23 protein-coding genes are annotated in these 25,269 nt (G+C 71.6%); 15 read left to right on the top strand and 8 right to left on the bottom strand.

Annotated elements, in window-relative coordinates:
* Positions 1 to 140 precede the first annotated feature (140 nt).
* The 3 genes from OHT57_RS10165 (at position 141) to OHT57_RS10155 (ending at position 2,696) form a co-directional block, all read left to right on the top strand.
* Complete coding sequence (locus OHT57_RS10165) at positions 141 to 755, top strand: PadR family transcriptional regulator (protein ID WP_328745777.1); 615 nt, start codon at positions 141 to 143, stop codon at positions 753 to 755.
* 178 nt (positions 756 to 933) lie between these two features.
* Positions 934 to 1,923, top strand: a complete 990-nt coding sequence (locus OHT57_RS10160; RefSeq protein WP_328745776.1) for an ATP-binding cassette domain-containing protein — start codon at positions 934 to 936, stop codon at positions 1,921 to 1,923.
* A complete protein-coding gene (locus tag OHT57_RS10155; RefSeq protein ID WP_328745774.1) occupies positions 1,920 to 2,696 on the top strand; it encodes an ABC transporter permease in 777 nt (258 codons plus the stop codon). Before OHT57_RS10160 ends, OHT57_RS10155 begins: the two co-directional genes overlap by 4 nt.
* A gap of 54 nt (positions 2,697 to 2,750) precedes the next feature.
* On the opposite strand, the gene OHT57_RS10150 is transcribed toward OHT57_RS10155, so the two are convergent.
* Both OHT57_RS10150 and OHT57_RS10145 read right to left on the bottom strand, forming a co-directional pair.
* Entirely contained in the window at positions 2,751 to 3,596 is an 846-nt protein-coding gene (locus tag OHT57_RS10150) for a siderophore-interacting protein (protein ID WP_328745773.1), read from the bottom strand.
* A gap of 91 nt (positions 3,597 to 3,687) precedes the next feature.
* Positions 3,688 to 4,617 (bottom strand): 5'-3' exonuclease, encoded by a 930-nt coding sequence (locus OHT57_RS10145; RefSeq protein ID WP_328753165.1) that lies wholly within the window; start codon positions 4,615 to 4,617, stop codon positions 3,688 to 3,690.
* Between the two features lie 196 nt (positions 4,618 to 4,813).
* Between OHT57_RS10145 and OHT57_RS10140 the strand changes: the two genes are divergently transcribed.
* The 4 genes from OHT57_RS10140 to OHT57_RS10125 all read left to right on the top strand — a co-directional run bounded on the left by OHT57_RS10140 (position 4,814) and on the right by OHT57_RS10125 (position 10,046).
* On the top strand, positions 4,814 to 5,863 hold the full coding sequence (locus tag OHT57_RS10140; protein ID WP_328745772.1) for a quaternary amine ABC transporter ATP-binding protein: 1,050 nt from the start codon (positions 4,814 to 4,816) through the stop codon (positions 5,861 to 5,863).
* On the top strand, positions 5,856 to 8,471 hold the full coding sequence (locus tag OHT57_RS10135; RefSeq protein WP_328745771.1) for an ABC transporter permease/substrate binding protein: 2,616 nt from the start codon (positions 5,856 to 5,858) through the stop codon (positions 8,469 to 8,471). The genes OHT57_RS10140 and OHT57_RS10135 overlap by 8 nt, the downstream gene beginning before the upstream one ends.
* 292 nt (positions 8,472 to 8,763) lie before the next feature.
* A complete protein-coding gene (locus OHT57_RS10130; protein ID WP_328745770.1) occupies positions 8,764 to 9,333 on the top strand; it encodes a helix-turn-helix domain-containing protein in 570 nt (189 codons plus the stop codon).
* A complete protein-coding gene (locus tag OHT57_RS10125; protein ID WP_328745768.1) occupies positions 9,330 to 10,046 on the top strand; it encodes a helical backbone metal receptor in 717 nt (238 codons plus the stop codon). The genes OHT57_RS10130 and OHT57_RS10125 overlap by 4 nt, the downstream gene beginning before the upstream one ends.
* Here OHT57_RS10125 and OHT57_RS10120 read toward each other — a convergent pair.
* Complete coding sequence (locus OHT57_RS10120) at positions 9,958 to 11,082, bottom strand: TDT family transporter (protein ID WP_328745767.1); 1,125 nt, start codon at positions 11,080 to 11,082, stop codon at positions 9,958 to 9,960. The two genes, OHT57_RS10125 and OHT57_RS10120, sit on opposite strands and share 89 nt — an antisense overlap.
* A 70-nt stretch (positions 11,083 to 11,152) precedes the next feature.
* Here OHT57_RS10120 and OHT57_RS10115 point away from each other — a divergent pair, with 70 nt between their 5' ends.
* Positions 11,153 to 12,079: a LysR family transcriptional regulator gene (locus OHT57_RS10115; RefSeq protein WP_328745766.1), complete on the top strand. Its 927-nt coding sequence runs from the start codon at positions 11,153 to 11,155 to the stop codon at positions 12,077 to 12,079.
* Between the two features lie 67 nt (positions 12,080 to 12,146).
* On the opposite strand, the gene OHT57_RS10110 is transcribed toward OHT57_RS10115, so the two are convergent.
* Both OHT57_RS10110 and OHT57_RS10105 read right to left on the bottom strand, forming a co-directional pair.
* Positions 12,147 to 12,851 (bottom strand): gamma-glutamyl-gamma-aminobutyrate hydrolase family protein, encoded by a 705-nt coding sequence (locus OHT57_RS10110; RefSeq protein ID WP_328745765.1) that lies wholly within the window; start codon positions 12,849 to 12,851, stop codon positions 12,147 to 12,149.
* A gap of 67 nt (positions 12,852 to 12,918) precedes the next feature.
* Positions 12,919 to 13,656 carry a FadR/GntR family transcriptional regulator gene (locus OHT57_RS10105; RefSeq protein ID WP_328745764.1) on the bottom strand — a complete coding sequence of 246 codons (738 nt, stop codon included), beginning with the start codon at positions 13,654 to 13,656 and terminating at the stop codon, positions 12,919 to 12,921.
* A gap of 95 nt (positions 13,657 to 13,751) precedes the next feature.
* On the opposite strand from OHT57_RS10105, the gene OHT57_RS10100 reads away from it, so the two are divergent.
* The 4 genes from OHT57_RS10100 to OHT57_RS10085 are packed head-to-tail and all read left to right on the top strand — an operon-like array spanning position 13,752 to position 18,068.
* Complete coding sequence (locus OHT57_RS10100; RefSeq protein WP_328745763.1) at positions 13,752 to 15,110, top strand: glutamine synthetase family protein; 1,359 nt, start codon at positions 13,752 to 13,754, stop codon at positions 15,108 to 15,110.
* A gap of 10 nt (positions 15,111 to 15,120) precedes the next feature.
* Positions 15,121 to 16,503, top strand: coding sequence for an aldehyde dehydrogenase family protein (locus OHT57_RS10095; RefSeq protein ID WP_328745762.1), 1,383 nt, complete (start codon positions 15,121 to 15,123; stop codon positions 16,501 to 16,503).
* Complete coding sequence (locus tag OHT57_RS10090) at positions 16,500 to 17,291, top strand: 3-oxoacyl-ACP reductase (RefSeq protein ID WP_328745761.1); 792 nt, start codon at positions 16,500 to 16,502, stop codon at positions 17,289 to 17,291. The genes OHT57_RS10095 and OHT57_RS10090 overlap by 4 nt, the downstream gene beginning before the upstream one ends.
* Positions 17,292 to 17,312: 21 nt before the next feature.
* Positions 17,313 to 18,068, top strand: coding sequence for a DUF2510 domain-containing protein (locus tag OHT57_RS10085; RefSeq protein WP_328745760.1), 756 nt, complete (start codon positions 17,313 to 17,315; stop codon positions 18,066 to 18,068).
* On the opposite strand, the gene OHT57_RS10080 is transcribed toward OHT57_RS10085, so the two are convergent.
* On the bottom strand, positions 18,069 to 19,271 hold the full coding sequence (locus OHT57_RS10080; RefSeq protein ID WP_328745759.1) for an amino acid deaminase/aldolase: 1,203 nt from the start codon (positions 19,269 to 19,271) through the stop codon (positions 18,069 to 18,071).
* 1,450 nt (positions 19,272 to 20,721) lie between these two features.
* On the opposite strand from OHT57_RS10080, the gene OHT57_RS10075 reads away from it, so the two are divergent.
* Both OHT57_RS10075 and mycP read left to right on the top strand, forming a co-directional pair.
* Entirely contained in the window at positions 20,722 to 21,579 is an 858-nt protein-coding gene (locus tag OHT57_RS10075) for a hypothetical protein (protein ID WP_328745758.1), read from the top strand.
* Entirely contained in the window at positions 21,576 to 22,760 is a 1,185-nt protein-coding gene (gene mycP, locus OHT57_RS10070; RefSeq protein WP_328745757.1) for a type VII secretion-associated serine protease mycosin, read from the top strand. Before OHT57_RS10075 ends, mycP begins: the two co-directional genes overlap by 4 nt.
* A 16-nt stretch (positions 22,761 to 22,776) precedes the next feature.
* On the opposite strand, the gene OHT57_RS10065 is transcribed toward mycP, so the two are convergent.
* A complete protein-coding gene (locus OHT57_RS10065) occupies positions 22,777 to 23,757 on the bottom strand; it encodes a serine hydrolase (protein ID WP_328745756.1) in 981 nt (326 codons plus the stop codon).
* Between the two features lie 150 nt (positions 23,758 to 23,907).
* Here OHT57_RS10065 and OHT57_RS10060 point away from each other — a divergent pair, with 150 nt between their 5' ends.
* Complete coding sequence (locus tag OHT57_RS10060) at positions 23,908 to 24,639, top strand: SseB family protein (RefSeq protein ID WP_328745755.1); 732 nt, start codon at positions 23,908 to 23,910, stop codon at positions 24,637 to 24,639.
* Positions 24,640 to 24,669: 30 nt separating this feature from the next.
* On the opposite strand, the gene OHT57_RS10055 is transcribed toward OHT57_RS10060, so the two are convergent.
* A complete protein-coding gene (locus OHT57_RS10055; protein ID WP_328745754.1) occupies positions 24,670 to 25,035 on the bottom strand; it encodes a DUF1844 domain-containing protein in 366 nt (121 codons plus the stop codon).
* Positions 25,036 to 25,269 lie beyond the last annotated feature (234 nt).

Here is a 25,269-nt window from a genome sequence, read left to right as displayed (position 1 = left end):
ACGTGACCGTGTCCAGGTCGCACCCAAGTCCTCACGCCGCTGCGCGAGGCCTCTCAACGCGATACATCGTGTCTATTGACGACCTCTCGGAACTCGCGATATGTTCGGCCACGGATATTCGGATACGAGGTGAATCGGCGATGCAGCGACGCAAGCTCCGCAACCCCCTGGCTCTCGCCGTGCTGGCCACGCTGTGGCAGAAGCCGATGCACCCCTACGAGATCGCCCAGACCCTGCGCCGCCAGGGCAAGGACTCCAGCACGAAGATCAATTACGGCTCGCTCTACACGGTCGTCCAGAGCCTTGAGAAACACGGCTTCGTCGAGGTCACGGACGTGGAGCGGCAGGGCAACCGGCCCGAGCGGACCGTCTACGGCATCACCGAGGCCGGGCGGCAGGAGACGACCGAGTGGATGTCCGACCTGGTCGCCTTCCCGGCCAAGGAGTTCCCGATCTTCGAGACCGCGCTCTCGCTGCTCGGCGTGCTGCACCCCGACGAGGTGGTGCCGCTGCTGGAGGAGCGGCTGGACGCGCTGGAGGTCCAGGCGGCCGGCGGCCGGGGCGCGCTGGAGAAGCTGTACGAGACGCTGCCCCGGCTCTTCCTCGTGGAGAACGAGTACCAGCTCCACATGGTCGAGGCGGAGGCGGCGTGGGTCCGCGGCTTCCTCGACGAACTCAGAAAGGGCACGCTGTCCGGCATCGAGGAGTGGAAGGGATACCACGAGCCGGGATCCGGACAGGACGTCGTGACCTGAACAAGAACAGGCCCCGGCACGGCTGTTGGAGCAGCCCGCCGGGGCCTCGAACCCCGAACTGAATCCGCCGTGAGGCACATCCAGGCCATCGAGGTGCGGCACACCCAGGATAGCCCGGTGCTCCTCACGCGGATCAGTTGTCATCCGCTCAGCCAGGAGACCCAGGAGACCAGCTGTCATGAACACCCGTGCGCCCGCGATCGAGGCGCGTCAACTGATCAAGACCTACGGCGCTGAGGTCACCGCCCTCAACGGCATCGACGTCGTCGTCGAGCGGGGCAGCGTCTTCGGCCTGCTCGGACCGAACGGCGCCGGCAAGTCCACCACCGTCAAGATCCTCACCACCCTGGCCCGCCCCGACTCCGGTTCGGCCACCGTCGCGGGCCACGACGTGCTGCGCCACCCGGACCGGGTCCGCCGGGCCATCGGCGTGGTCGCCCAGGGCTCCGGCACCGACCCGGTCGCCACCGGCCGCGAGAACCTCCAACTCCAGGGCAGGCTCTACGGATTGAAGGGCGCCGCGCTGGACCGCCGGGTGGACGAGCTCCTGGAACGCTTCACGCTCACCGAAGCGGCCCGGCGTCCGGTCAAGGGCTACTCGGGCGGCATGCGACGCCGGCTCGACGTCGCCCTGGGCCTGGTGCACCGGCCCGAGGTGCTCTTCCTCGACGAGCCGACCACCGGCCTCGATCCCGAGGCCCGCTCCGCGATGTGGGACGAGATCGGCCGGCTCGCGGGGGAGGAGGGGCTGACGATCCTGCTCACCACGCACTACCTCGAAGAGGCCGACCGGCTGGCCGAACGCGTGGCCGTCGTGGACCGCGGCCGGATCGTCGTCGAGGGCACCCCGGACGCGCTCAAGGGTGAACTCCGCGGCGACGCCGTGCACCTGGAGCTGCGCGACGCGCTAGGTGACGCGGGCGGCACGCTGCTGACCGCCGCCCTGCGCGCGGTGCCGGGCGTCCACGAGGTACTGGCCGACGGACACCGCGTCAGCGTCCGCGCCGACGACGGGGCGGCCGCCGTACCCGCACTGCTTGCCGCCCTGGAGCGGGCCGGGGTCAAGGTCGCCAGCGCGACCGTCGCCCGTCCGTCCCTCGACGACGTCTATCTGCGCTACGCGGGCCGCCGATACTCGGACGCCGCAGACCTGGTGGGTGCCCGATGAGCATCGCCGTCTCCCAGACCTGGTACATGACGCAGCGTCAACTCATGGTGTTCGTACGGCAGCCCGCGTACGCGATCATCACCCTGATCCAGCCGGTGATCTGGCTGTTCCTGTTCGGCAGCCTCTTCAGGAAGGTCGTCGAGCTCGGCGGCTTCGGCACCACCTCGTATCTCGACTACCTCGTCCCCGGTGTGGTCGTGATGAGCGCGCTCGGCTCCAACATGTGGGCCGGCATGGGCACGTTGGAGGAGATCCAGCGCGGGACCCTGGACCGCTTCCTGACCACTCCGGTCAGCCGGGGCGCCCTGATGAACGGCAACGTCGTCAACAACGGGCTGGTCACCGCCTTCCAGTCGGTGGTCATCGTGCTGCTCGGGCTGCTGGGCGGCGCCGACTACCCGGGCGGCATCGCCGGGATCGCCGTCCTGGTGCTCGCCGCGGTCCTGCTGGGCACCGTGTTCGGGGCGCTGTCCAACGCGCTCGGCATGCTGGTGCGGGAGCGGGAGTCGATCATCGGGATCAACACCTTCCTGCTGCTCCCGCTGACCTTCCTGTCCAGTGCCTTCATGGCGCCCTCGCAGATGCCGTCCTGGATGCGGCACGTCGCCGACTTCAATCCGCTGAACTGGGCGATGGTGGCGGGCCGTTCGGCCCTGTCCGCCGACCCCGACTGGGGTGTCGTGCTGGGGCGCGGGGGAGCGCTGCTCGGCCTCGCGGTCGTGGCGGTGTGGCTGTCGATCCGGACGTTCAGGTCGTATCAGCGGTCCGTGTGAACGCGCGAAAGGGGCGGCACCCGCAAAGGTGCCGCCCCTTTCGGGAACCTGTGTCTAGGCGGCCGGTGCCGACCCCTCCTGCTCCGCCTCGATGCGCGCGTTCCACTCCCGCTTGGACTCCTGCCAGCCGTCCTCGTTGTGGCCCAGGCGCCAGTAGCCGGAGATCGACAGGTCCTCGCGCGGGATCTCACGCTCGACCCGCAGCAGATGACGCAGTTGCTTCACGAAGTGCGCCTCGCCGTGGACGAAGGCGTGCGGCCGGCCCGCCGGGAACTCCAGGGCACGGACCGCCTCCACCAGAGCCTCGCCCACAGGCCTGGAGCCGCGGTGCAGCCAGACGACGTCCACGTCGGAGTCGATCTTCTGCTCCTCCTCGGGCCCGGAGACCTCGATGAAGGCGTGTGCGCGGGCGCCGTCGGGCAGCGACTCCAGGGAGCGGGCGATCGCCGGCAGCGCGCTCTCGTCACCGACGAGCAGATGCCAGTCGGCGTCGAGGTCGGGGGCGTAGGCCCCGCCCGGGCCCATGAAGCGCACGGTCTCGCCGGGCTGCACCCGCATCGCCCAGGGGCCGGCGAGGCCCTCGTCGCCGTGGATCACGAAGTCCAGGGACAGTTCGCGGTGCTCGGGGTCGAAGTGGCGCACGGTGTATGTGCGGGTCACGGGCCACTGCTCGCGCGGCAGTTCCTCGCGGATCCGCTGGATGTCGAAGGGCTCGGGGTAGGTGACACCGTCGGGCGGGAACAGGAGCTTGACGTAATGGTCGGTGCAGGTGTCCGCCGCGAAGTCGGCGAGTCCGTCGCCGCCGAGCACCACGCGCTGCATGTGCGGCGTGAGGCGTTCGGTGCGGACGACCTGCGCGGAGCACGGTTTCCGCGGCTTGCGTCCTGGTCCTTCTGCCATGGCGGCCTCCCGAATCAATGCTTAGGCTTACCTAAGTTAGCATCCGCCCCCCTGGCGATGGCATGCCACTCGTGGAAAGTGAAAGCAATATCTACGTGTTGAGCGTCGCCATCAGCCGCTGCAATGATCCCCCCAACCCCCAGCGGGCTGCCAGCTTCTCCAGTTCCGCGAGGTCGCGTGGCGTGCGCGGCAACGCGGTGTCCACCCGCGGCAGCGGGACGTCGTCGGCGACCTTGATCACCTTCGGTGCGACCGCGACGTACGGCCGCGACTCGTCCAGCCGCTTGCGCTGCGACGGCGTGAGCTTCGCCTTCGGGTCGTCGACCGCGGCCATGATCCCGGCCACGTCGCCGAACTCGGCGAGCAGCTTGGCCGCCGTCTTCTCCCCGATGCCGGGCACGCCCGGCAGGCCGTCGCTCGGATCGCCGCGCAGCAGCGCCAGATCCGCGTACCCGCGGCCGTCGACGCCATACTTCTCGCGCAGCCACGCCTCGTCGGTCAGCTGGAGCGTGGCGACACCCTTGAGCGGATACAGCACCCGCACCCCGCGCGCGTCGTCCACCAGCTGGTACAGGTCGCGGTCGCCCGTGACGATGTCGACCGGGCCCTCGGCCAGGCCGGTGAACGTGCCGATCACGTCGTCCGCCTCAAATCCGGCCACGCCCACGCGCGCGATGCCGAGCGCGTCCAGGACGGCCTCGATGACCGGCACCTGCGGCGAGAGCGTGTCCGGCACCTCCTCCTCGTCCGGGCCGCTCTCGCGCTCCTCGGCGACGCGGTGCGCCTTGTAGGAGGGGATGAGGTCGACCCGCCACTGCGGGCGCCAGTCGGCGTCCATGCAGGCCACCAGCGCGTCGGGACGATGGTCCTTGACCAGCCGGTCGATGAATTCGAGGAGCCCGCGCACGGCGTTCACCGGCGTGCCGTCCGGCGCCTTCACCGACTCCGGTACGCCGAAGTAGGCACGGAAGTAGAGCGAGGCGGTGTCGAGAAGCATCAGTCGTCCGGTCACGTCTCGCATCATGCCGTACGCCACTGACACAGGCCGTCGGCGCGCAGTTCGACGGGCGGGTGTGAGCGTCCTGTGAACTGGAACACCTGTGTGTTTGGCCGAAAGGCATCAGGGCAGGCGCCGCCTCGGAGCGAGGCAGGTTGCAATTTCAACTGTTTCCGGCCCTTCGTGTCCCCCCCCAGTGGTCGAGAGGCGAGAGGTGTCCGTGTCGTCACGGCTTGAGGCAGAGCAGTTGTACAAGGTCTTCGGAAGACGGCCGCAGGAGGCCGTCGAACGGCTCCGCGAGGGCGCCGACCGGGAGGGACTGCGCGCCGACGGCACCACCGCCGCCGTGATCGACGCCTCGTTCACCGTGGACCCGGGCCAGATCTTCGTGGTCATGGGACTGTCCGGCTCCGGCAAGTCCACCCTGCTGCGGATGCTCAACGGCCTCCTGGAACCGACCGCCGGCCATGTCCGCTTCGACGGCCAGGACCTCACCGCGCTCACCGACCGCGAACTGCGTGCCGTACGTGCCCGGAAGATCAGCATGGTCTTCCAGCACTTCGCGCTCTTCCCGCACCGCAGTGTCCTGGAGAACGCCGCCTACGGCCTCGCCGTGCAGGGCGTCGCCAAGGCCGAGCGCATCGAGCGGGCCACGCAGGCCTTGGAGATGTGCGGCCTGGGGGGCTGGGAGAAGTCCTGGCCCGACGAGCTCTCCGGCGGCATGCAGCAGCGCGTGGGACTGGCCCGCGCCCTCGCCACCGACGCCGACCTGCTCCTCATGGACGAGTCCTTCAGCGCGCTCGACCCGCTGATCCGCCGTGACATGCAGGACCAGCTCCTCCAGCTCCAGCAGACCCTGAAGAAGACCATCGTCTTCATCACCCACGACCTGAACGAGGCCATGCGCCTCGGCGACCGCATCGCCGTCATGCGCGACGGCCGGATCGTGCAGACCGGCAGTGCGGAGGACATCCTGGTGCGGCCCGCCGACGACTACGTCGCCTCCTTCACCAAGGATGTCGACCGCTCCCGCGTCCTGACCGCGTCCGCCGTCATGGACATCGACGTCCGCGGCGACGAGGCCGACTGCGGCTGCGCGAGCGACTGCGAGACCGCGACGCCCGACACGCCGTTCACCGAACTCTGCGCGATCAGCGCCCGCTCGACACACCCGGTGGCCGTCCTGGACGAGCACCGCGCACTCGTCGGCGTGGTCCGGCAGCAGCGCCTGGTCGGTTTCATCGGCGACGCGGAGGCGGCCCATGCCTAGGATCCCGCTCGGCGACTGGGTCAACGACACCGTCGACTGGCTGCTCGACCACGTGTCCTGGTTCTTCGACTTCCTCAAGACCGTCTTCACCGGCACCTACGACGGCATCGACGCCGTCCTCCAGGCGCCCCATCCCCTGCTCCTCGCAGGCATCTTCGCCGTGATCGCCTTCTGGCTGCGCGGCACCCTCGCCGGCCTGCTCACCTTCGCGGGATTCGCCTTCATCGACTCCCTCGAACTGTGGGAGGACGCGATGACGACCCTCTCGCTGGTCCTCGTCGCCACGATCATCGCGCTGGTGATCGCCGTCCCCGTGGGCATCTGGGCGGCCCGCTCCGACAGGGTCAGCGGAATCGTCCGCCCCGTCCTGGACTTCATGCAGACGCTGCCCGCGATGATCTACCTCATCCCGGCGATCCTCTTCTTCGGCACCGGCGCCTCCGCGGGCATCGTCGCCACCCTGATCTTCGCGCTCGCCCCCGGCGTCCGCATGACCGAGCTCGGCATCCGCCAGGTCGACAAGGAACTCGTCGAGGCCGCCGAGGCGTTCGGCACCAGCCCCCGCGACACCCTCCTGCGCGTCCAGCTGCCGCTCGCGCTGCCCACCGTCATGGCCGGCGTCAACCAGGTCATCATGCTCGGCCTGTCCATGGCCGCGATCGCCGGCATGGTCGGCACCGGCGGCCTCGGCGGCGACGTGAACGAGGCCATCGGCCAGCTCAACGTCGGCCTCGGCTCCGAGGCCGGTGTCGCCATCGTGATCCTCGCCATCTACCTCGACCGCATGACCGGCGCCCTCGGCACCCAGGTCTCCCCGCTGGGCCGCCGCGCCGCCGCCAAGGCACGCGTCGCGCACGGCGGGCTGAAGATCTGGTCCTACCGTCCGCACCCCCGGATCGCCGCGATCGGCGTCGTGGTGCTCGCCCTCGTGGCGGGCGGCATGGGGATCTTCGGCGGCACCTCCGGCGAGGCCACGGCCGTCTCCGACGGCAAGGACGTCGGCCAGGGCAAGAAGATCAGCATCGGCTACGTCCCCTGGGACGACGGCGTCGCCTCCACCTTCCTCTGGAAGGAGATCCTGGAGCAGCGCGGCTACCAGGTGGACGCCAAGCAGCTCGACGCGGGCCCGCTCTACACCTCCCTCGCCGCGGGCAACGTCGACTTCATGACGGGCGCCTGGCTGCCCACGACCCACGAGCAGTACTGGAAGAAGTACGGCGACAAGCTCGACGACCTCGGCTCCTGGTACGACAAGACGTCTCTCGAGCTGAGCGTCCCGTCGTACATGAAGGACATCGACTCCCTGGCCGACCTGAAGGGCAGGGCCTCCGAGTTCGGCGGGAAGATCACCGGCATCGAGTCCAGCGCCGGTGAGACGGCGCTGCTCAAGAGCAAGGTCCTGAAGGCGTACGGCCTGGACAAGGAGTACAAGGTCGTCGACAGCTCCACGCCGGCGATGCTGGCCGAGCTCAAGCGGGCGTACGCGCAGAAGGACCCGATCGTCGTCACGCTCTGGTCGCCGCACTGGGCGTACAACGACTACGACCTGAAGAAGCTCAAGGACCCCAAGGGCGCCTGGGGCTCCGGCGACGGCATCCACACCGTCGGCCGCAAGGGCCTCGCAGCCGACGACCCGGTCGTCGCCCAGTGGCTGAAGGACTTCAAGCTGGAGGAGAAGCAGCTCACCGGCCTGGAGGCCGAGATCAACAAGGCCGGTCAGGGCAGGCAGCAGGACGCCGTCCGCACCTGGCTCAAGCAGAACCCCGGTGTGGTCGACAAGCTGGCACCCGTCAAGGACACCGGTACACCGGCCGAGGCCAAGCGCCCGATCGACGTGGCCTGGTTCCCCTGGGACGAGGACATCGCCGTCACGTATCTCTGGAAGAACGTCCTGGAGGCCCGCGGCTACCGGCTGAACCTCAAGCAGATGGACGTCGGCCCCGTCTACACCGGCCTCGCCTCCGGCGACCTGGACCTCAACTTCGACGCCTGGCTGCCGTACGCCCAGAAGAACTACTGGGACGAGAGCAAGGACAGTCTGAAGGACCTCGGCACCTGGTACCGACCGACGTCCCTCGAAGTCGCCGTGCCGTCGTACGTCAAGGGCGTGAAGAGCTACGAGGATCTCAAGGGCAGGGCCTCGGAGTTCGACGGGAGGATCATCGGGATCGAACCGGGCACCGGCGAGATGAACCTCCTCAAGAACAAGGTCCTGCCGGGCTACGGCCTCGACAAGGAGTACGACGTCGTCGACGGCTCCACGCCGGCGATGCTGGCCGAGCTCAAGCGGGCCTACGCCAGGAAGCAGCCCGTCGCGGTTGTCCTGTGGTCGCCGCACTGGGCGTACAGCACGTACGACCTCACCAAGCTGAAGGACGACAGGAAGCTCTTCGGCGAGGGCAACACGATCCGCACCATCTCCAACGAGAAGTTCCCCGGCCGGTACCCGCAGCTCACCCGGTGGATCAAGGGTTTCCACATGAGCGAGGACGAGCTGGGCACCCTGGAGAGCGAGATCAACACGTACGGTCAGGGCCACGAGGAGCAGGCGGTCGCCGCCTGGCTCAAGAAGCACCCCGGGGTGGTCGCGCGGATGACAGGGTCATAACCGCTCCGAGACCACGGTAAGGATCCGGCCAACCACATAGAGCTACGCCATCGCCCGAACTCCGATGCCGACTAGGGCACTTGGACGGCTCGCGGTGGACGAGTGACCGAAACCCGGCCCCCTGGCAGTTTGCAGGGGGCCGTTCGGCTGGCGTGAACTGTGAGGTACGGTCGCACGCCGTATGACGTCGATGTGACGGCCGCGTGAAACGGTTTGCCGAACATGCGTAGGGTGCAGACAACTCATCAGGAGACGTGTCACAGGACCGACGAGCGTAGGAGGGAGCCGGGCCATGGGCGACCACAAAGAACAGCCCCTTCGGGTGGGCGCGGCCGTGCGCCGCAGGCGCCGCGCGCTGGAACTCACCCTCGCCGTCGTGGCCGAGCGCAGCGGCCTCTCGGTCCCCTTCCTGAGCCAGATCGAGAACGAACGCGCCCGGCCCAGCCGTGGCTCCCTGGAGAAAGTCGCCGACGCCCTGCGCACCACGGCCGTCGAACTCCTCGCCGCCGCCGACCCGGCGTGCAGCGTCGACGTCGTGCACGCGGAGGGCCCGGAGCCGGACTGTGCGCCCCGGATGCGCTCCCTGGTGCGCGGCCACCATCAGATGCACGCCCAGGAGTTCACCGGCGACCACGACGCGGGACGCGAATTCCAGTACCGCAACGACCAGTTGATGTACGTCGCCGACGGCGCGGTGGATGTCGAGGCCGAGGGCCGCGCCTACCGCCTGGGCCGCGGCGACACCCTCTACCTCACCGGCGGAGTGCGGCACCGCTGGCGCGCGACCGTGCCGGACACCCGGGTGGTCGTCGTCGCCGTGGCCGAGAACGTCGAGGCGGTCCAGGACCGGCCGCGGCAGTGAGGGTCGTCTCGCTGGTCCCCTCGCTGACCGAGGCGATCGCCCGCTCGGCACCGGACGCCCTCATCGGCGCCACCGACTGGTGCACCGAGCCCGCGGACCTCGACGTCACCCGGATCGGCGGCACCAAGAACCCGAAGCTCGACCGGATCGTCGCCCTCGCCCCCGACCTGGTGATCGCCAACGAGGAGGAGAACCGGGAGCCCGACCTCGCGGCACTGCGGGAGGCGGGTCTTGAGGTCCTGGTCACCGAGGTGCGGGACGTCCCGCAGGCATTCCGGGAACTGGCGAGGGTCGTGAAGGCGTGTGGCGCCCTGCGACCGCGCTGGCTGGACGAGGCGGAGGAGGCCTGGTCGGCCTTGGCGGCCCCCTCGCGCCGGACGACGGCGGTCGTGCCGATCTGGCGGCGGCCGTGGATGGTGCTGGGCCGGGACACCTTCGCCGGCGACGTGCTGTCCCGCCTGGGCGTGGACCACGTGTACGCGACGCACACGGACCGCTATCCGCGGATCCCGCTGGAGGAGCTGCGGGCGGCGGCACCGGACGTGGTCGTCCTCCCCGACGAGCCGTACCGCTTCACGCCCGACGACGGCCCCGACGCCTTCCCCGGCCTGCCCTGCGCACTCGTCAGCGGACGGCACCTGACGTGGTACGGACCCTCACTGGCACAGGCGCCGAAGGCACTGGGCGAGGCCCTGCGAGCAGCGCACCGCTGAGGACTCCGCGCGCGGTGTGCACGGCGGCCGTGAGCCAGGCGGCGACGAGGACGCCGTACAGCGCGACGGCGAGCGCGTCGTAGACGACGAGCCCCGTGTGCCGGGCCAGCGCCTCCGCCCCCGTGACACACGTGCCGACCGGGAAGGTGAACGCCCACCAGGTCATCGAGAACCCCATGCCGCGCCGCCGGGCCCTGATCACATGCGCGGTGGCGAGCCCCAGCCACAGCAGCGCGAACCCCATGACGGGGACGCCGTAGAGGACCGCGAGGACGGCGAAACCCTGGCTGCAGGGGGCCGGTACGACACCGGGGGCCACATCGGCGAACCTGCCGACAGCGGTGGTCGACTGACCGAGCGGGCCGAGGACCAGGAACAGGGTCGGGGTGAGGGCGAGGGGGAGCGGCCCGCCGGTGACGATTCGCGCGAACACCAGCGGCAGCATGGCCCAGGTCGCCAGCAGGCTGAGCCCGAACATCGCGACACAGGCCATGAGCAGGGTTGCGCGGGCCTGACCGGCCGGCAGATGCGGCACCAGGAGTGGGCCGAGCGCGGCCGACACCATGGGCGCGACGAGGGGCAGCAGCCACACCGGCGTGGCGTGCTGCGCCTGCGCCTTGTGTCCTGTGGCCATGAGGTACGGCACGGCGACGGCGGCCGCGAGCCCCACGACCGTGCCGGCGGTGAACAGCACGGTGTCGAGAGCGACCGCGGCCCCGGTGCCGATCCAGTACCGGCCGACGGTGAGGGCGCCCCCGCCGACGGCGAGCAGGGCCATCGCGAGGCAGCCGTAGAAGGGGGCGACCGTAGGGTCCAGGAGGTGGGCGCGGGCCTGGTCGGCGTGGTGGCGCCAGTGCAGGGCGCGGGCGCACAGCAGGGTGACGAGCAGCAGGAGCGACAGGAGCCAGACGGCGGCGCAGATCGTGCGCAGGCCGGGGAGGTGCACGGGGAGCGAGTTGCCCGCGGTGGCGACGATCGCGGTGCCCATGACGGCGGCGTACCAGTTCGGCCCGAGGTGACGGACGGCGGTGACCATGACTCCACACTCCCGTGGGGAGAGGGCCGGGACCAGGGAGTATGGCTCTATGAGGGCATAAGCTGTCTTTATGAGCGGTGTGGAGGAGCGCGGGACGGCCGGGGGCGGCGGGCTGTCCCATCGGGTGCCCGATCTCGGGGCGCTGGAGCTGCTGCTGGCCGTGGCGCGGCTGGGGAGCCTCGGCGGGGCCGCCCGGGAGCTGGGGATCACCCAGCCCGCGGCGAGCAGCCGGATCCGTTCCATGGAACGGCAGTTGGGGGTGGCCCTGGTAGACCGCTCGCCCCGCGGCTCACGCCTCACGGACGCCGGGGCGCTGGTGACGGACTGGGCGCGACGCATCGTGGAGGCTGCGGCGGCCTTCGACGCCGGGGCGCAGGCGCTGCGGGTCCGCCGCGACTCCCGTCTGCGGGTGGCGGCGAGCATGACCATCGCGGAGTACCTGCTGCCGGGGTGGCTGCTGGCGCTGCGCGCGGGGCGTCCCGACACGGCGGTGTCCCTGCAGGCCGGCAACTCCTCGACGGTGGCCGAACGGCTGCTCGCCGACGAGGCGGACCTCGGCTTCGTGGAGGGCCTGACGGTACCGACCGGACTGGACTCCGTGGTGATAGCCCACGACCACCTCATCGTGGTGACGGCACCGGGGCATCCATGGGCCCGCCGCCGGCGTCCCGTGGCGGCGGCCGAACTGGCCACGACGCCGCTGATCCTGCGCGAGGAGGGCTCCGGTACACGTCAGGTGCTGGACGCGGCCCTGGGGGGCCTGGCGCGCCCCCTCATCGAACTCTCGTCCACCACGGCGGTGAAAGCGGCCGCGGTGAGCGGAGCGGGCCCCGCGGTGCTGAGCGAACTGGCGCTGGGTGAGGAGCTGGCGATGCGCCGGCTGGTCCGGGTGCCGGTGGAGGGGGTGTCGCTGGCCCGGGATCTGCGGGCGGTGTGGCCCACGGGACACCGGCCGGTGGGACCGGCGAGGGATCTGCTGTCGCTGACGCGCGCGTGACCTTTTCTCGCCCCCGCCGCCCCTGCCCGTCCCGTCCTTCGGGGCTCCGCCCCCGGGCCCCCGCTCCTCAAGCGCCGGAGGGGCTGACCTCGGCCGAAGCTTTGACGAGGGCCTGCATCACCCGAAGGTCCTCGCCCATCTCCGGATGCCACTGCACCCCCAACACCCAGTGCGGGTCAGGGAGTTCGACGGCCTCCACCGTGCCGTCCGAGGCGTGTGCCGACGGGAGCAGGCCGGCTCCGAGGCGGTCCACCGCCTGGTGGTGGAAGGTGGGTACGGAGGTCTCCTCCGGGGCGATGTCGCCGTACACCGTGCCCGGTACGGGCTTGACCGGGTGCCGGCCGAAGACTCCCGGCACCTCCGCGTGGCCGTCGATGTGCTGGACGAGTGTGCCGCCGAGCGCGACGTTCAGGAGCTGCATGCCCCGGCAGATGCCCAACAGCGGGACGCGGGCCGCCAACGCCGCCTCGATCAGGGCCAGTTCCCAGGCGTCCCGGGCGCGCGCGGGCGGACCGGTGCGCGGGTGCGGTGCGGCGCCGTAGCGGACCGGCTCGACGTCGGGGCCGCCCGCGATCACCAGACCGTCCAGCCGGGCCACCGTCGCCGCCGCGTGCTCCGGGACGTCCGGTGGGAGCATCGCGGCCAGTCCGCCCGCCTGCTGCACCAGCCGCGGATACCCCGCCGGCAGCAGCGCCGCCTCCAGCTCCCAGACGCCCCAGCGCGCCCCGGCCTCCAGATACGTGCTGACGCCGATCAGCGGTCGTACGGTCACACGGCCCTCCCAGGCTTGCAATGGCGCACGACCATACCTTTGCGCCTCGGGGCGGCGAGAAGCAAGGTCACGCCAGGAACCCGCGCAACAGTGCCGCCGTCCCCGCGCAGTGCTCCCGCATCATCTCCCGCGCGCCGTCGGCGTCCCCGTCGAGCACCGCCTCGACCAGCGCCGCGTGCTGGCGCTGGGAGTGCTCCAGATTGCGGACCAGGAGCGGGATGCAGTCGAGGAGGTCGTTCACCGAGGCCCGTACGGCCGCGTACTGCGCGGTCAGGGTCGGCGATCCGCACAGTTCGGCGATCGTCAGGTGCAGCAGCGTGTCCAGGCGCCGGTAGTCGGCCAGCGGCGCCTCCTGGGTGGCCGACAGCGCCTCCCGCAGCCGCTGTGTCTGCTCGGCGGTGAGGCCGTGCGTCGCGCACAGCCCCGCCGCGCCCACCTCCAGCACCTCCCGGAAGCGCAGCACGTCCTCGATGTCCGCCTCGGCGATCCGGCGCCGCAGCTCGTCCTCGCCGACCGCGTCCCGCGCGCGGGGCAGCACGAACGTGCCCCCGTACCGGCCGCGCCGCGACTCCACGAGCCCCTGGTCCTGCAGCACCTTCAGCACCTCGCGCAGCGTCACCCGGCTGATCCCGAGCCGTTCCGCGAGCTCCCGTTCGGCCGGCAGCCGCTCACCCCCCGGTACCAGCCCCAGTCGCACGACCTGCAGGATCTGCTCCAGCGCCTCCTCGAAGCCGTTGCCCGCCCTGACCGGCCGCAGTACCGGCGCCAACAGGTCGTCCGGGCCGCCGTCAGCGTCCACCGACATATGGCCGAGCCCCCTTCCCAAGCAATGGTTCAGAGCAATACCTTATGGCTCCCGGCCCGGTCGGAAAAACGCGCAGCAGCCGAAGGAGCTCTCCCGTGGCAGACCGCACACCCCCGCTCAGCGTCGAGGAGCTGCACGCCCTCGTCGCGAGCGGCGAGATCGACACCGTCGTCCTGGCCTTCCCCGACATGCAGGGCCGGCTCCAGGGCAAGCGGATCGCCGCCCGCTTCTTCCTCGACGAGGTACTCCACCACGGCACCGAGGGCTGCAACTACCTCCTTGCCGTCGACACCGAGATGAACACCGTCGACGGCTACGCGATGTCCTCCTGGGACCGCGGCTACGGCGACTTCGCCATGCACCCCGACCTCGGCACCCTGCGCCGCGTGCCCTGGAACGCCGGTACGGCCATGCTGATGGCCGACCTCGGCTGGAACGACGGCTCGCCCGTGGTCGCCGCCCCACGGCAGATCCTGCGCCGCCAGCTGGAGCGCCTCGCCGAGCACGGCTTCACCGCCCAGGTCGGAACCGAGCTGGAGTTCATCGTCTTCAAGGACACCTACGAGCAGGCCTGGGACGCCAACTACCGGGGGCTGACGCCCGCGAACCAGTACAACATCGACTACTCGGTGCTGGGCACCGGCCGCATCGAGCCCCTGCTCCGCCGAATCCGCAACGAGATGGCCACCGCAGGCCTCACCGTCGAGTCCGCCAAGGGCGAGTGCAACCCCGGCCAGCACGAGATCGCCTTCCGCTACGACGAGGCCCTGGTCACCTGCGACCAGCACGCCGTCTACAAGACCGGCGCCAAGGAGATCGCCTCCCAGGAGGGCGTGTCCCTCACCTTCATGGCCAAGTACAACGAGCGCGAGGGCAACTCCTGCCACATCCACCTCTCGCTCGCCGACGCCGCAGGCAACAACGCGATGGCGGGCCCGGACGGCATGTCCGACGTGATGCGGTACTTCCTCGCCGGACAGCTCGCGGCCCTGAGGGACTTCTCGCTGCTCTACGCCCCGAACATCAACAGCTACAAGCGGTTCCAGCCGGGCTCCTTCGCCCCCACGGCCGTCGCCTGGGGCCACGACAATCGCACCTGCGCCCTGCGGGTCGTCGGCCACGGCCGCTCCATGCGCTTCGAGAACCGGCTGCCCGGCGGTGACGTCAACCCGTACCTCGCGGTCGCCGGACTGGTCGCCGCCGGCCTGCACGGCATCGAGCAGAAACTGGAGCTGCCCGAGGCGTGCCCCGGCAACGCCTACACCGCCGACTACGCCCACGTCCCGACCAACCTGCGCGAAGCCGCCGAACTCTGGGAGAACAGCCCGATCGCCCGGGCCGCCTTCGGCGACGAGGTCGTCGCGCACTACCGCAACATGGCCCGCGTCGAGCTCGAAGCCTTCGACGCGGCGGTCACCGACTGGGAGCTGCGCCGCTCCTTCGAACGTCTGTAGAGGTCCTTCGTTGTCCCCGTCGCCTTACGAGCATGAGCTGACCGTCCTCAACCCGGCCACCGAGGAGGTCGTCGCCACCGTCCCCGCCGCCACCGCGGCCGACGTGGACGCCGCCGTCACCAGAGCCGCCCGGGCACAGGTGAAGTGGGCCGCGGCGGCCCCCGCCGACCGGGCCCGGCTGCTGCGCCGGTTCGCCGACGTCGTCGACGGGCACGTCGAGGAACTGGCCCGGCTGGAGGTCCGCGAGGCCGGCCACCTCCTCGGCAACGCCCGCTGGGAGGCCGGCAACGTCCGAGACCTCCTCGCCTACGCGGCCGGGGGAGTGGAGCGGCTCAGCGGCCGCCAGATCCCGGTGCCCGGCGGCCTCGACATCACGATCCTCGAACCGCTCGGCGTGGTCGGCGTCATCGCGCCCTGGAACTTCCCCCTGCCGATCGCGGCCTGGGGCACGGCCCCCGCACTCGCCGCCGGCAACGCCGTCCTCCTCAAGCCCGCCGAGACGACCCCGCTGACCGCCCTGCGGCTCGCCGAACTCGCCCTGGAGGCAGGGCTCCCGGAAGGGCTGTTCCAGGTACTGCCCGGCCACGGCCCGGTCGCGGGCACCGCCCTCGTCGAACACCCCGGCGTCGCGAAGATCGTGTTCACCGGGTCCAGCCGCACCGGCCGCGACGTCATGGAACGCTGCGCCCGCCAGATCAAGCCGGTCACCCTCGAACTCGGCGGCAAGAGCCCCAACATCGTCTTCGCGGACGCCGACCTCAAGACCGCCGTGGACCCCTTCTCCTTCCTCGACAACTCCGGCCAGGACTGCTGCGCCCGCACCCGCATCCTCGTCCAGGAGTCCGTCTACGACGAGGTCCGGGAACTGCTCGCCGACTCTCTGCAGGCAGTGGTCGTGGGCGACCCGGCCGACGAGAAGACCGAGATGGGACCGCTGATCTCCCGCCAACAGCTGGACCGGGTACGGTCGTTGGTGCCCGCCGACGCCCCCGGCCTGCGGGGCAGCGCGCCCGACGGACCCGGCTTCTGGTTCGCGCCGACCGTCCTCACCGGCGAGGCACCCGACTCCGAGGCCGCCCGCGAGGAGATCTTCGGCCCCGTCGCCGTCCTGCTGCCCTTCACCGACGAGGCGGACGCGATCAGACTCGCCAACGACAGCCCCTACGGCCTCTCCGGTTCCCTGTGGACCCGCGACCTGGGCCGCGCCCTGCGCCTCTCCCAGGCCGTCAAGGCGGGCAACCTGTCCGTCAACTCGCACTCCAGCGTCCGCTACTGGACCCCCTTCGGCGGCTACAAACAGTCCGGACTCGGCCGTGAGCTCGGCCCGGACGCCCTGACCGCCTTCACCGAAACCAAGAACGTCTTCATCAGCACGGAAGGCCCCGCCCAGTGACCTCTTCGACCGATCAGATCGTGTGCCGTCGCCTTGTCGGCCGTACGGCCGTCATCACCGGAGCCGGCAGCGGCATCGGTCTCGCCACCGCCCGCCGGCTCGCCTCGGAGGGCGCCCACGTCGTCTGCGCCGACGTCGACGAGACCCGCGGCAAGGCGGCCGCCGACGAGGTCGGCGGGCTCTTCGTCAAGGTCGACGTCACCGACCCGGAGCAGGTCGAGGCCCTGTTCAAGACGGCGTACGACACCTACGGCAGCGTCGACGTCGCCTTCAACAACGCGGGCATCTCCCCGCCCGACGACGACTCCATCCTGGAGACCGGCCTGGAGGCGTGGAAGCGCGTCCAGGAGGTCAACCTGACCTCCGTCTACCTCTGCTGCAAGGCCGCGATCCCCTACATGCGGCAGCAGGGCAAGGGCTCCATCATCAACACGGCGTCCTTCGTGGCCCGGATGGGCGCCGCCACCTCGCAGATCTCCTACACCGCCTCCAAGGGCGGGGTGCTCGCCATGTCCCGTGAACTGGGAGTGCAGTTCGCCCGCGAAGGCATCCGCGTCAACGCCCTGTGCCCGGGCCCCGTCAACACCCCGCTCCTCCAGGAGCTGTTCGCCAAGGACCCCGAGCGGGCCGCCCGCCGCCTGGTCCACATCCCGGTCGGCCGGTTCGCCGAGCCCCAGGAGATCGCCGCCGCCGTCGCCTTCCTGGCCAGCGACGACTCCTCCTTCGTCAACGCCAGCGACTTCCTCGTGGACGGCGGCATCTCGGGGGCGTACGTCACCCCGCTGTAGGTCTCGTCCTACAGTGCCAAAATGAGCAGGACGCTCCCGCCCGGCTGGTACCCGGACCCAGGCGCTCCCCATCTGGAGCGCTGGTGGGACGGGACGGCCTGGACGGACCACCGGCGCGCCCCTGAGGCCCCCGGCCCGCCGAGAGCGGCCGGCGGGGCCTCGGGGCGCGCCAAGGCCGTCGCCCTGACGGTCTCCGGAGTCGTCCTCGTCACCGCGATCGTCACCGGGGCGTACTCCCTGGCCCGGGGCGACGGGGACGTCGTCGTGGCGGACCCGCGCCTCGTGGTCGACAAACTCGACGGCATCAGCCTGCCGTTGCCCGACGGCTGGGCCCCGTCGAAGTACGTCACCCGCGACAACGTGGTGATGACCACCGGCGGCGGCAGGATCTTCACCCGCACCCTGCCCGCGAACTCCGGGAAGTCCCCGGCCTCCCTCGCCACGAAGGACATACCGCAGGCCGCCGCCACCGCCTACGGCGACCATGAGCCCGGCCGGGGCCCCGGCGGCGGTATCGAGAGCCGCCGGGTCCTCAGATCGGAGCGGGTCTCGGTCGCGGGATGCGCCGGATACCTGGTGCGCCGGCGGGTGAGGACGGCCGAGGGGCCCGGTGGTTACGTCCAGTCACTGGCCTTCACCCCCGGCACCGGCCGAGGCTCCCCGGCCGCGGCCGCCGTCATCGTCCGCTTCGCCTTCGACGACGGTCCGGACGGACCGCCGCTCACCGACATGGACCGGATCACCGAGGGGATCCGGCCGGCCGGCCACGAACGCTGACTACAGGAAGGTGTGACCTTCCCCGCGGTACGTCGGCACGGTCGCCGTCACCACGTCCCCCTCGACGAGCCGCAGCACCTCGAACCGCTCGCACAGCTCACCGGCCTTGGCATGCCGGAACCACACCTTGTCGCCCAGCAGCAGATCGTCGGCGGGCGCGCCGAGCAGCGGGGTCTGCACCTCGCCGGGCCCCTCCTGCGGGTCGTACTTCAGCCCCTCCGGCAGATACGGCACGGGCAGCCGGTCCGGGCCTGCCGCGCCGGAGGCCGGGTAGCCGCCGCCGAGGACGGTCACGACACCCACCCCCGGCCTGCGCACGACCGGCATGGCGAAGAGGGCGGCCGGACGCCCGCTGAAGGACGTGTAGTTGTCGAACAGCCTCGGCACGTACAGCCCCGACCCGGCACCGATCTCCGTGACGGAGTCCTCCGCGGCGGTGTGCTGCACACTGCCGGTGCCGCCGCCGTTGACGAACTCGAGGTCCGGCACGACGGCCCGCACCGCGCGCACCACCGCGGCCCGCCGCTCGGCGAGTTCCCGGCGGGCGGTGGCCTGCATCAGCCGTACGGCCCTGGAACGCAACGGCCGTCCGGCGACCGCGTCCCCGACACCGGCGATGTGCCCCTCGTAGGCCATGATCCCGACGACCTTGAAGCCGGGGCGCCGGGCCACCGCGCGAGCCATGTCGGCGACCTGGGCGGCGGAGTGCAGCGGCGAACGCCGGGCACCGACCCGCACCCTGCCGCCGAGAAGCTTCAGCGAGGTGTCCAACTCCAGGCAGACCCTGATGACTTCGGTGCCGCCGGTGCGGGCCTCGTCGATGAAGGCGAGCTGGGAGGGGTCGTCGACCATCACCGTCACGGCGGCGGCCAGCTTGGGGTCGGCGGCGAGTTCGGCGTATCCGGCACGGTCGGCGGACGGGTAGGCGAGCAGGATGTCGTCGAAACCGCTCCGGGCCAGCCACAGGGACTCGGCGAGGGTGAAGGACATGATCCCGGCGAATCCGTCCTTCGCCAGGACACGTTCGAGCAGTGCCCGGCAGCGTACGGACTTGCTGGCGACGCGAATCGGTTTGCCCCCCGCCCGGCGGACGAGGTCGTCCGCGTTGGCATCGAAGGCGTCCAGGTCGACGATCGCGAGAGGAGCGTCGAGAAGAGCGGTGGCCCGGTCGTACCGGGCTCGGTCGGCGGCGCGCGCAGTCATGAACGCAGCCTGCCAGACAGGATTACCGCAGGGTAGGGGGACGTTCCGGGCAGATGCCCCCGGCCTGGCGGACTGGTTCCCGTTCGCCCAGGAACAACCCGTAGAGTGACGCGCACGCACGCAGGGCTGTTCGCCCCCCGTCGCCGCCGCGCCGGGATGTCGGCCCTCCCGTGCGGGTATGCGTGCCCGGACGGCCGTCTTCCATGTCGGTGACACCGGCGAGGGGCCCGCGCACGACAGAACGGCCCGGACATGAGGAAACGGGGGGCGCATGAGCACGGAAGCACGCCGCGCCTCCATTCCCCCGCGCCCGACGACACCGCCACGGCCGGCTCAGCCGCCGACGGCCGGCGAGGGCGAGCCGGGTTTCGGGGCGTCCGGGGAGCCGGGTGGGCGTGTGACGAACGACTCCGACTGGCAGGCGTTCGGCGAGCGCGGCCGACGGAGCGCCGGGGCGCCTGGCCGGCCGGTGTTCGCAGGGTTCGACTGGCAGGGGTCCGGTGACGATGCGGGGGAGCGGGCCGCCGGTGACTCCGGTCGACAGGACGCCGACGCCACGGCGCCCCGCACATTCGCCGACATGAACAGGGGACGGGAGTTCGGCGTACCGAACGCCGAGCCGTTCCGGACACCGTCCTCCGCGGGCCGGCCTCCGATACGCGCGACGAACGACGCCGGCTCCGTCCCGACGCCGGCCGCCGGTGACGCGTCCGCCCCTCGGCGTCCCGGCTCCCCGAACCCGCAAACCCCACCGCCCGGCAGCGTTCCGCCTCCGCCCCCGGCCTCGGCCCGCTTCCCTGACACCGCCCCGGACGCCGAGTCCCGTCCGACGAACGCGGCGCCTCCCGCCGGGCCCGGTCAGAGCACCGGCAGCCCGTCCGGTGCCGTGCCGCCCCGGCCGAGTTCCGAACCCTCGGTCCCCCCACGCCGTACCGGCGGCGCCCCCGCCGAGACCGCGTCGGAGACGACCTTCCGGATAAGGCCCGTTCCGGCGGGACCGCCGTCCGGTACGAAACGCACGGGCTCGGCCTCTGGCGGCACCCCCGTGCCCGAGTCCCGTCCCGGTTCCGGGCCCGGCCGTATCGGTGGCTCCGCCTCGACGGGTCGGCCGCCCGCGCCTCCCGCCTCGGGTGGCACCGCGGTACCGCCCGTGCCCGAGTCCCGTCCCGGTTCCGGGCCCGGTCGTGCCGGAGCCGTATCCGAAGGGCGGCAGCCGGGTGCGCCCGCTCGTCCCGGGTTCCCGCCGCGTTCCGCACGCCCGGCGTCGGCCTCCGGCGCCCCGCGCACGCCTTCGGTCGGCCCGCCGACCACACCTCGCGCCCCGGCGGGCTCCCCTTCCGTACCCCCGGCCCCCGCAGCCCCGCCCCGCACGCCCCCGGCGGCGCCCGGTGGAGGCTCCCAGAACGCGGCCCCCCTGTCTCCCGACCCCTCCCTCTCGTGGAGCGCCCCCATGCCCCCGCATGCCGGAACTCCCGGCAACGGACGGCCTGTTGTGTCGTTCGGGGAGCCCGAGGTGGGCTACGAGGACCGGCCGCGTCCGCGACCGTGGGGGCTGCGGATTCCGGCACGGATCGTCGCCGTGGCCGCCTGTGTCGTGCTCGGTCTCGGTCTCATCGGCGGTGCCGTGACCGGGAGTTGGCTGATCGGGGACTCGGGCGACGACAGCGGGCGCGACAGCTTCGCCGAGGCCGGTGAGCTGTGGCACAGCGTTCCCGTCGACAAGCTGTTCCCGCCGACCGTCGACGGCCAGGGCGCCGGACCCGGCGGAGCCGACCGCACATGGACACGAATCGCCGTCGCCCCCGACAGCGGCTGCAAGGACGCCTTCGACCCCCTGCTGCGCAAGGCCCTCGCCCCCGTCGGCTGCGAACGCCTGCTGCGCGCCACCTACACGGACGCCACCCAGAGCTACGTCACCACCGTCGGCCTCCTCTTCACCGATGCCGACGCCACCGTCATGCGCGCCCTCGGCGCCCGCTTCAGCAAGGAGGGCCTGGACACCCGCGCCGACCTGATGCCCCTGCCGTACGCGGCGAAGAACAGCCTCGCCGCCGACTTCGGGGCCCGGCAGCGGGCCTCCTGGACGATCTCCGTCCTCACCGACGCCCCCGTCGTCGCCTACGCCGTCTCCGGCTGGGCGGACGGCCGTACCGTCGACTCCCCGGAGCCCGCCGAGAAGGCCATGACCTCCGGTGACACGAGCCCCACCGCCCAGGCGGGCCTCGGCAACGAGGCCCAGGGCCTGGCCGACCGCGTCGAACGCGCCCTGCGCAAGATCGTCACCTCGCCCCCGGAGCAGTCCTCATGAGCGCAACCCCCCGCCGGGCAGGTCTTCTGAGCGTCCTCCTCGCCGCCTCCGTCGCCCTCGTCCCGCCCACCGTCGCGCACGCCGACGGCATACGGGCCAAGCAGTGGGCCCTGGACGCCATGCACACCCAGGAGGCCTGGCGGACGACCAAGGGGGCGGGCGTCACCGTGGCCGTGCTGGACACCGGCGTCGAAGCCGACAACCCCGACCTCGTCGGCAACGTCCTCGCCGGCAAGGACATGATCGGCTTCGGGGCCACCGAGGGCGACCGCACCTGGGCCCGGCACGGCACCGCCATGGCCGGCATCATCGCCGGTCACGGACACGGCGTCGGCAACGGCGACGGCGTCCTGGGCATCGCCCCCGAGTCCAGGATCCTCCCGGTCCGCGTGATCCTGGAGGACGGCGACCCCGCCCGTACCAAGGCCCGCAACACCCGCGGCAACGCCCTCGCCGAGGGCATCCGCTGGGCCGCCGACCACGGCGCCGACGTCATCAACCTCTCCCTCGGCGACGACTCGGCCTCCGCGCACCCCGAGGCCGGCGAGGACGACGCCGTCCAGTACGCGCTGAAGAAGGGCGTCGTCGTCGTGGCCTCGGCCGGCAACGGCGGCGACAAGGGCGACCACATCTCCTACCCGGCCGCCTACCCGGGCGTCATCGTCGCGACCGCCGTCGACAAGTACGGCACTCGCGCCTCCTTCTCCACCCGTCGCTGGTACGCCACGGTCGCCGCCCCCGGCGACGACGTCGTCATCGCCGACCCCGACCACAAGTACTACGAAGGGTGGGGGACCAGCGCCGCCTCCGCGTTCGTCTCCGGCGCCGCCGCCCTCGTCAAGGCGGCCCACCCGAACCTGACGCCCGCGCAGGTCAAACGGCTCCTGGAGGACACGGCCCGCAACGCCCCCTCCGGTGGCCGCGACGACTCCCGCGGCTTCGGTTTCATCGACCCCGCGGCGGCGCTCAAGGCCGCGGACCGCCTCAAGCCGGAGGACCTGCAGGCGGCCTCCTACGGCGACAAGTACTTCGGCTCCGGCCCCGACACCGCCGACTCGCAGGACGACACGGCCAGTTGGGCGGCCCCCCTCGCGGGCAGCTTCGGCGGCCTCCTGCTGATCGCCGCGGTACTCCTGTGGCGCGCCCGCCGCGGCCCCCGCCGCTCCTACGAGGGTTTCTAGGCAGGGCGCACCTCGGTCACCGGACGACGGCCGCGGACGTGGCGTTCGGCGACGCGGACGCACCGGTGAACACCGACACGGCCGCCTTCGCCGCCGCCTCCACCAGCGAGATCCCCTTCGCCTGCGTCGCGTTGCCGTTCGACAGCACGGCCACCAGATAGTCGTGGCCGTCCACCGTGACCCGTCCGACGCTGTTGATGTCCCACAGCCCGGTCGTGCTGCGGGGCAGCCAGCCGTTCTTCAGCGCCCAGCCGGAGCCGTCCGCCGCGGCCGAGACACCCCAGTGCTGATCGGCCTCTATCCGACCCATCAGGCCCTGGAGATACGACCGTGAGCCCTCGCTCAGCTCCGAGTCGTCCCCGAACACCTGCTGGAGCAGGGTGAGCTGGTCGGCCGCCGTGGTCTGGGTGAGCCCCCACAGCGCGCCGTCGCCGCCCTCGGTGCCGGTCAGCCCCAATGTCTCGTTGGCGGCGTCGAGCCCTGAGGCCTTCCCGATGATGCTCCACAGCGCGGACGCCGACGCGTTGTCGCTGTTCTCGATCATCGTGGTGGCGTACGCCTTCTCCTGCGTGCTCAGCTTCGTGCCCGCCTCCTGGTGCCGGAGCAGCAGCGCCGCCAGGATGTCGACCTTGACGATGCTCGCCGTGTCGAAGACGCCGTCGCCGTACACCGCGCTGTCGCCCGACCCGAGGTCGAGGACCGCCGCCGACACCTTCGCGTGGCCCGTCACACTCACCGACTTCATGGCGTCGGCGAGCAGCGCGTCGAGATCCACCGGCTCCGTCACGGCCGCCTCCTGAGTCGTGGCCGCCGGGGAGGACGAGACCGGCGCCGCCGCCGACGATACGGCGCTGCCCGCGGAGTGCGCCTGCGCCTTCACATAGACCGTCCCCCCGGCCGTGACGCCGACGACGGCGACGGTGGCGAGCGCGGTGTACATCAGGGACCGGCGCGGGACACTGCGGGCCCGGCGTCTGGCGGCTCTGGAGGACTCCATGCCGCCGATCGTCGGGCCGCCGACTGTGCGGGCCGTTAGACGGACGTTAGAGCTGTGTCAGGGAACTCTGAAAAACCCGTGAAAGCCGTCACGGGCGGGTTTCCGGGCCCGCACAAGCCCAGCAGCAAGCCCCCTATAGGGTCGGTGACCGTGGCGAACAAGAACATTCCCGACCCCGGCTTCTCCGACGACGACGGCTCCGCCGATCCCCGGCTGAGCGCGGCGCTCGCGGCCTGGGCCGAGGACCGCGCCGCCGTGGGCCCCGTGCTGGAGGCGCTGAAGGGGGCCCGGCTGCTCGTCCCGGTCGTGGCCGTGCTCGGCGAGGTGGAAGAGGACGAGGACGGGCTGCGCCGCGAGAAGACCAGCGACATGGCCGTCCCCACCCTCAAGGCAGGATCCCGGACCGCCCTGCCGGCCTTCACCTCCACCGGCTCGCTGGCCCGCTGGGACCCGGAGGCCCGCCCCGTCGCCGTACCCCTGCACCAGGCGCTGCAGGCCGCCGCGCACGAGAAGGCCGACACGGTCGTACTGGATCTCGCGGGTCCGGTGCCCTTCGAACTGACCGGCCCCGCGCTGCTCGCCCTCGCCGAGGGGCGTACCACCACGGACCCGCTCGCCGACCCGGCGGTCGTGGACGCGGTGCGTGCCGTGGTCGCCGACGTGCGCGCGGTGCTGCGGGCCTATCTCGGGCCGGGCCGGGCCGACGGCACCCTCGCCCTGGTGTTCGAGCCGGCCGTGCCGCACGACGCCGGCGTCCACGCGGTCGCCCGGCGCCTGGCCGCCGACGAAACACTGAGGGCCCGCCTGTTGCGCGGCCTCGACCTGGCAGTCCTGCCGGCCGGGGCCACGCCTCCGGGCGAGCCCTTGTACGTACGAGGGTGACCTGGTTCCGCGAACCTCGCCGGTCTACGGCTAGCCGTAGACCGGGCCGGTGTACTTCTCGCCGGGGCCCTGGCCAGGCTCGTCCGGGACCAGGGAGGCCTCGCGGAACGCCAGCTGGAGCGACTTGAGACCGTCGCGCAGGGGGGCCGCGTGGAAGGAGCTGATCTCGGTCGTGCTCGCGTCCAGCAGACCGGCCAGGGCCGTCACCAGCTTGCGGGCCTCGTCCAGGTCCTTGTACTTGTCGCCCTCCTCGGTCAGACCGAGCTTCACCGCGGCGGCGCTCATCAGGTTGACGGCGACCGTCACGATCACCTCGACGGCGGGCACCTCGGCGATGTCGCGGGTCATGTCGTCGAAGTCGGGGGAGGCGGGAGACGCGGGAGGGGTGTCACTCATGTCCCACACGATAGGGCCCGGTGCACGACGGTTCGCACCACCCCCAGGTAACTGCTAACCTTGTGTGACGACCGGCCGGACATTCATATGCCCGGCCCACAAGTGGAGGCTCCGATCTCCCACCTGACTGTCCTCCGGGACGGCGGGTCACCCCGGTCAGGCGGCCACCATCGTTCCGTACGGACGATGGAGTCGCCCGAAAGCGCGCCCCACGATCATCGTGGCGGTGCTCCG

This window comes from Streptomyces sp. NBC_00285 (genome assembly GCF_036174265.1).
Classification (GTDB): Bacteria; Actinomycetota; Actinomycetes; order Streptomycetales; family Streptomycetaceae; genus Streptomyces.
Note: the sequence above shows the minus strand (reverse complement) of the source record. Positions and strands in the feature narration are given on the sequence as shown.

Coding starts and splice junctions, on each gene's coding strand:
- OHT57_RS10160 (WP_328745776.1), top strand. CDS start 934: ATGAACACCCGTGCGCCCGCGATCGAGGCGCGTCAACTGATCAAGACC.
- OHT57_RS10130 (WP_328745770.1), top strand. CDS start 8,764: ATGGGCGACCACAAAGAACAGCCCCTTCGGGTGGGCGCGGCCGTGCGC.
- OHT57_RS10145 (WP_328753165.1), bottom strand. CDS start 4,617: ATGCGAGACGTGACCGGACGACTGATGCTTCTCGACACCGCCTCGCTC.
- OHT57_RS10165 (WP_328745777.1), top strand. CDS start 141: ATGCAGCGACGCAAGCTCCGCAACCCCCTGGCTCTCGCCGTGCTGGCC.
- OHT57_RS10120 (WP_328745767.1), bottom strand. CDS start 11,082: ATGGTCACCGCCGTCCGTCACCTCGGGCCGAACTGGTACGCCGCCGTC.
- mycP (WP_328745757.1), top strand. CDS start 21,576: ATGAGCGCAACCCCCCGCCGGGCAGGTCTTCTGAGCGTCCTCCTCGCC.
- OHT57_RS10105 (WP_328745764.1), bottom strand. CDS start 13,656: ATGTCGGTGGACGCTGACGGCGGCCCGGACGACCTGTTGGCGCCGGTA.
- OHT57_RS10150 (WP_328745773.1), bottom strand. CDS start 3,596: ATGGCAGAAGGACCAGGACGCAAGCCGCGGAAACCGTGCTCCGCGCAG.
- OHT57_RS10085 (WP_328745760.1), top strand. CDS start 17,313: ATGAGCAGGACGCTCCCGCCCGGCTGGTACCCGGACCCAGGCGCTCCC.
- OHT57_RS10155 (WP_328745774.1), top strand. CDS start 1,920: ATGAGCATCGCCGTCTCCCAGACCTGGTACATGACGCAGCGTCAACTC.
- OHT57_RS10080 (WP_328745759.1), bottom strand. CDS start 19,271: ATGACTGCGCGCGCCGCCGACCGAGCCCGGTACGACCGGGCCACCGCT.
- OHT57_RS10075 (WP_328745758.1), top strand. CDS start 20,722: ATGCCCCCGCATGCCGGAACTCCCGGCAACGGACGGCCTGTTGTGTCG.
- OHT57_RS10115 (WP_328745766.1), top strand. CDS start 11,153: ATGAGCGGTGTGGAGGAGCGCGGGACGGCCGGGGGCGGCGGGCTGTCC.
- OHT57_RS10065 (WP_328745756.1), bottom strand. CDS start 23,757: ATGGAGTCCTCCAGAGCCGCCAGACGCCGGGCCCGCAGTGTCCCGCGC.
- OHT57_RS10135 (WP_328745771.1), top strand. CDS start 5,856: ATGCCTAGGATCCCGCTCGGCGACTGGGTCAACGACACCGTCGACTGG.
- OHT57_RS10055 (WP_328745754.1), bottom strand. CDS start 25,035: ATGAGTGACACCCCTCCCGCGTCTCCCGCCTCCCCCGACTTCGACGAC.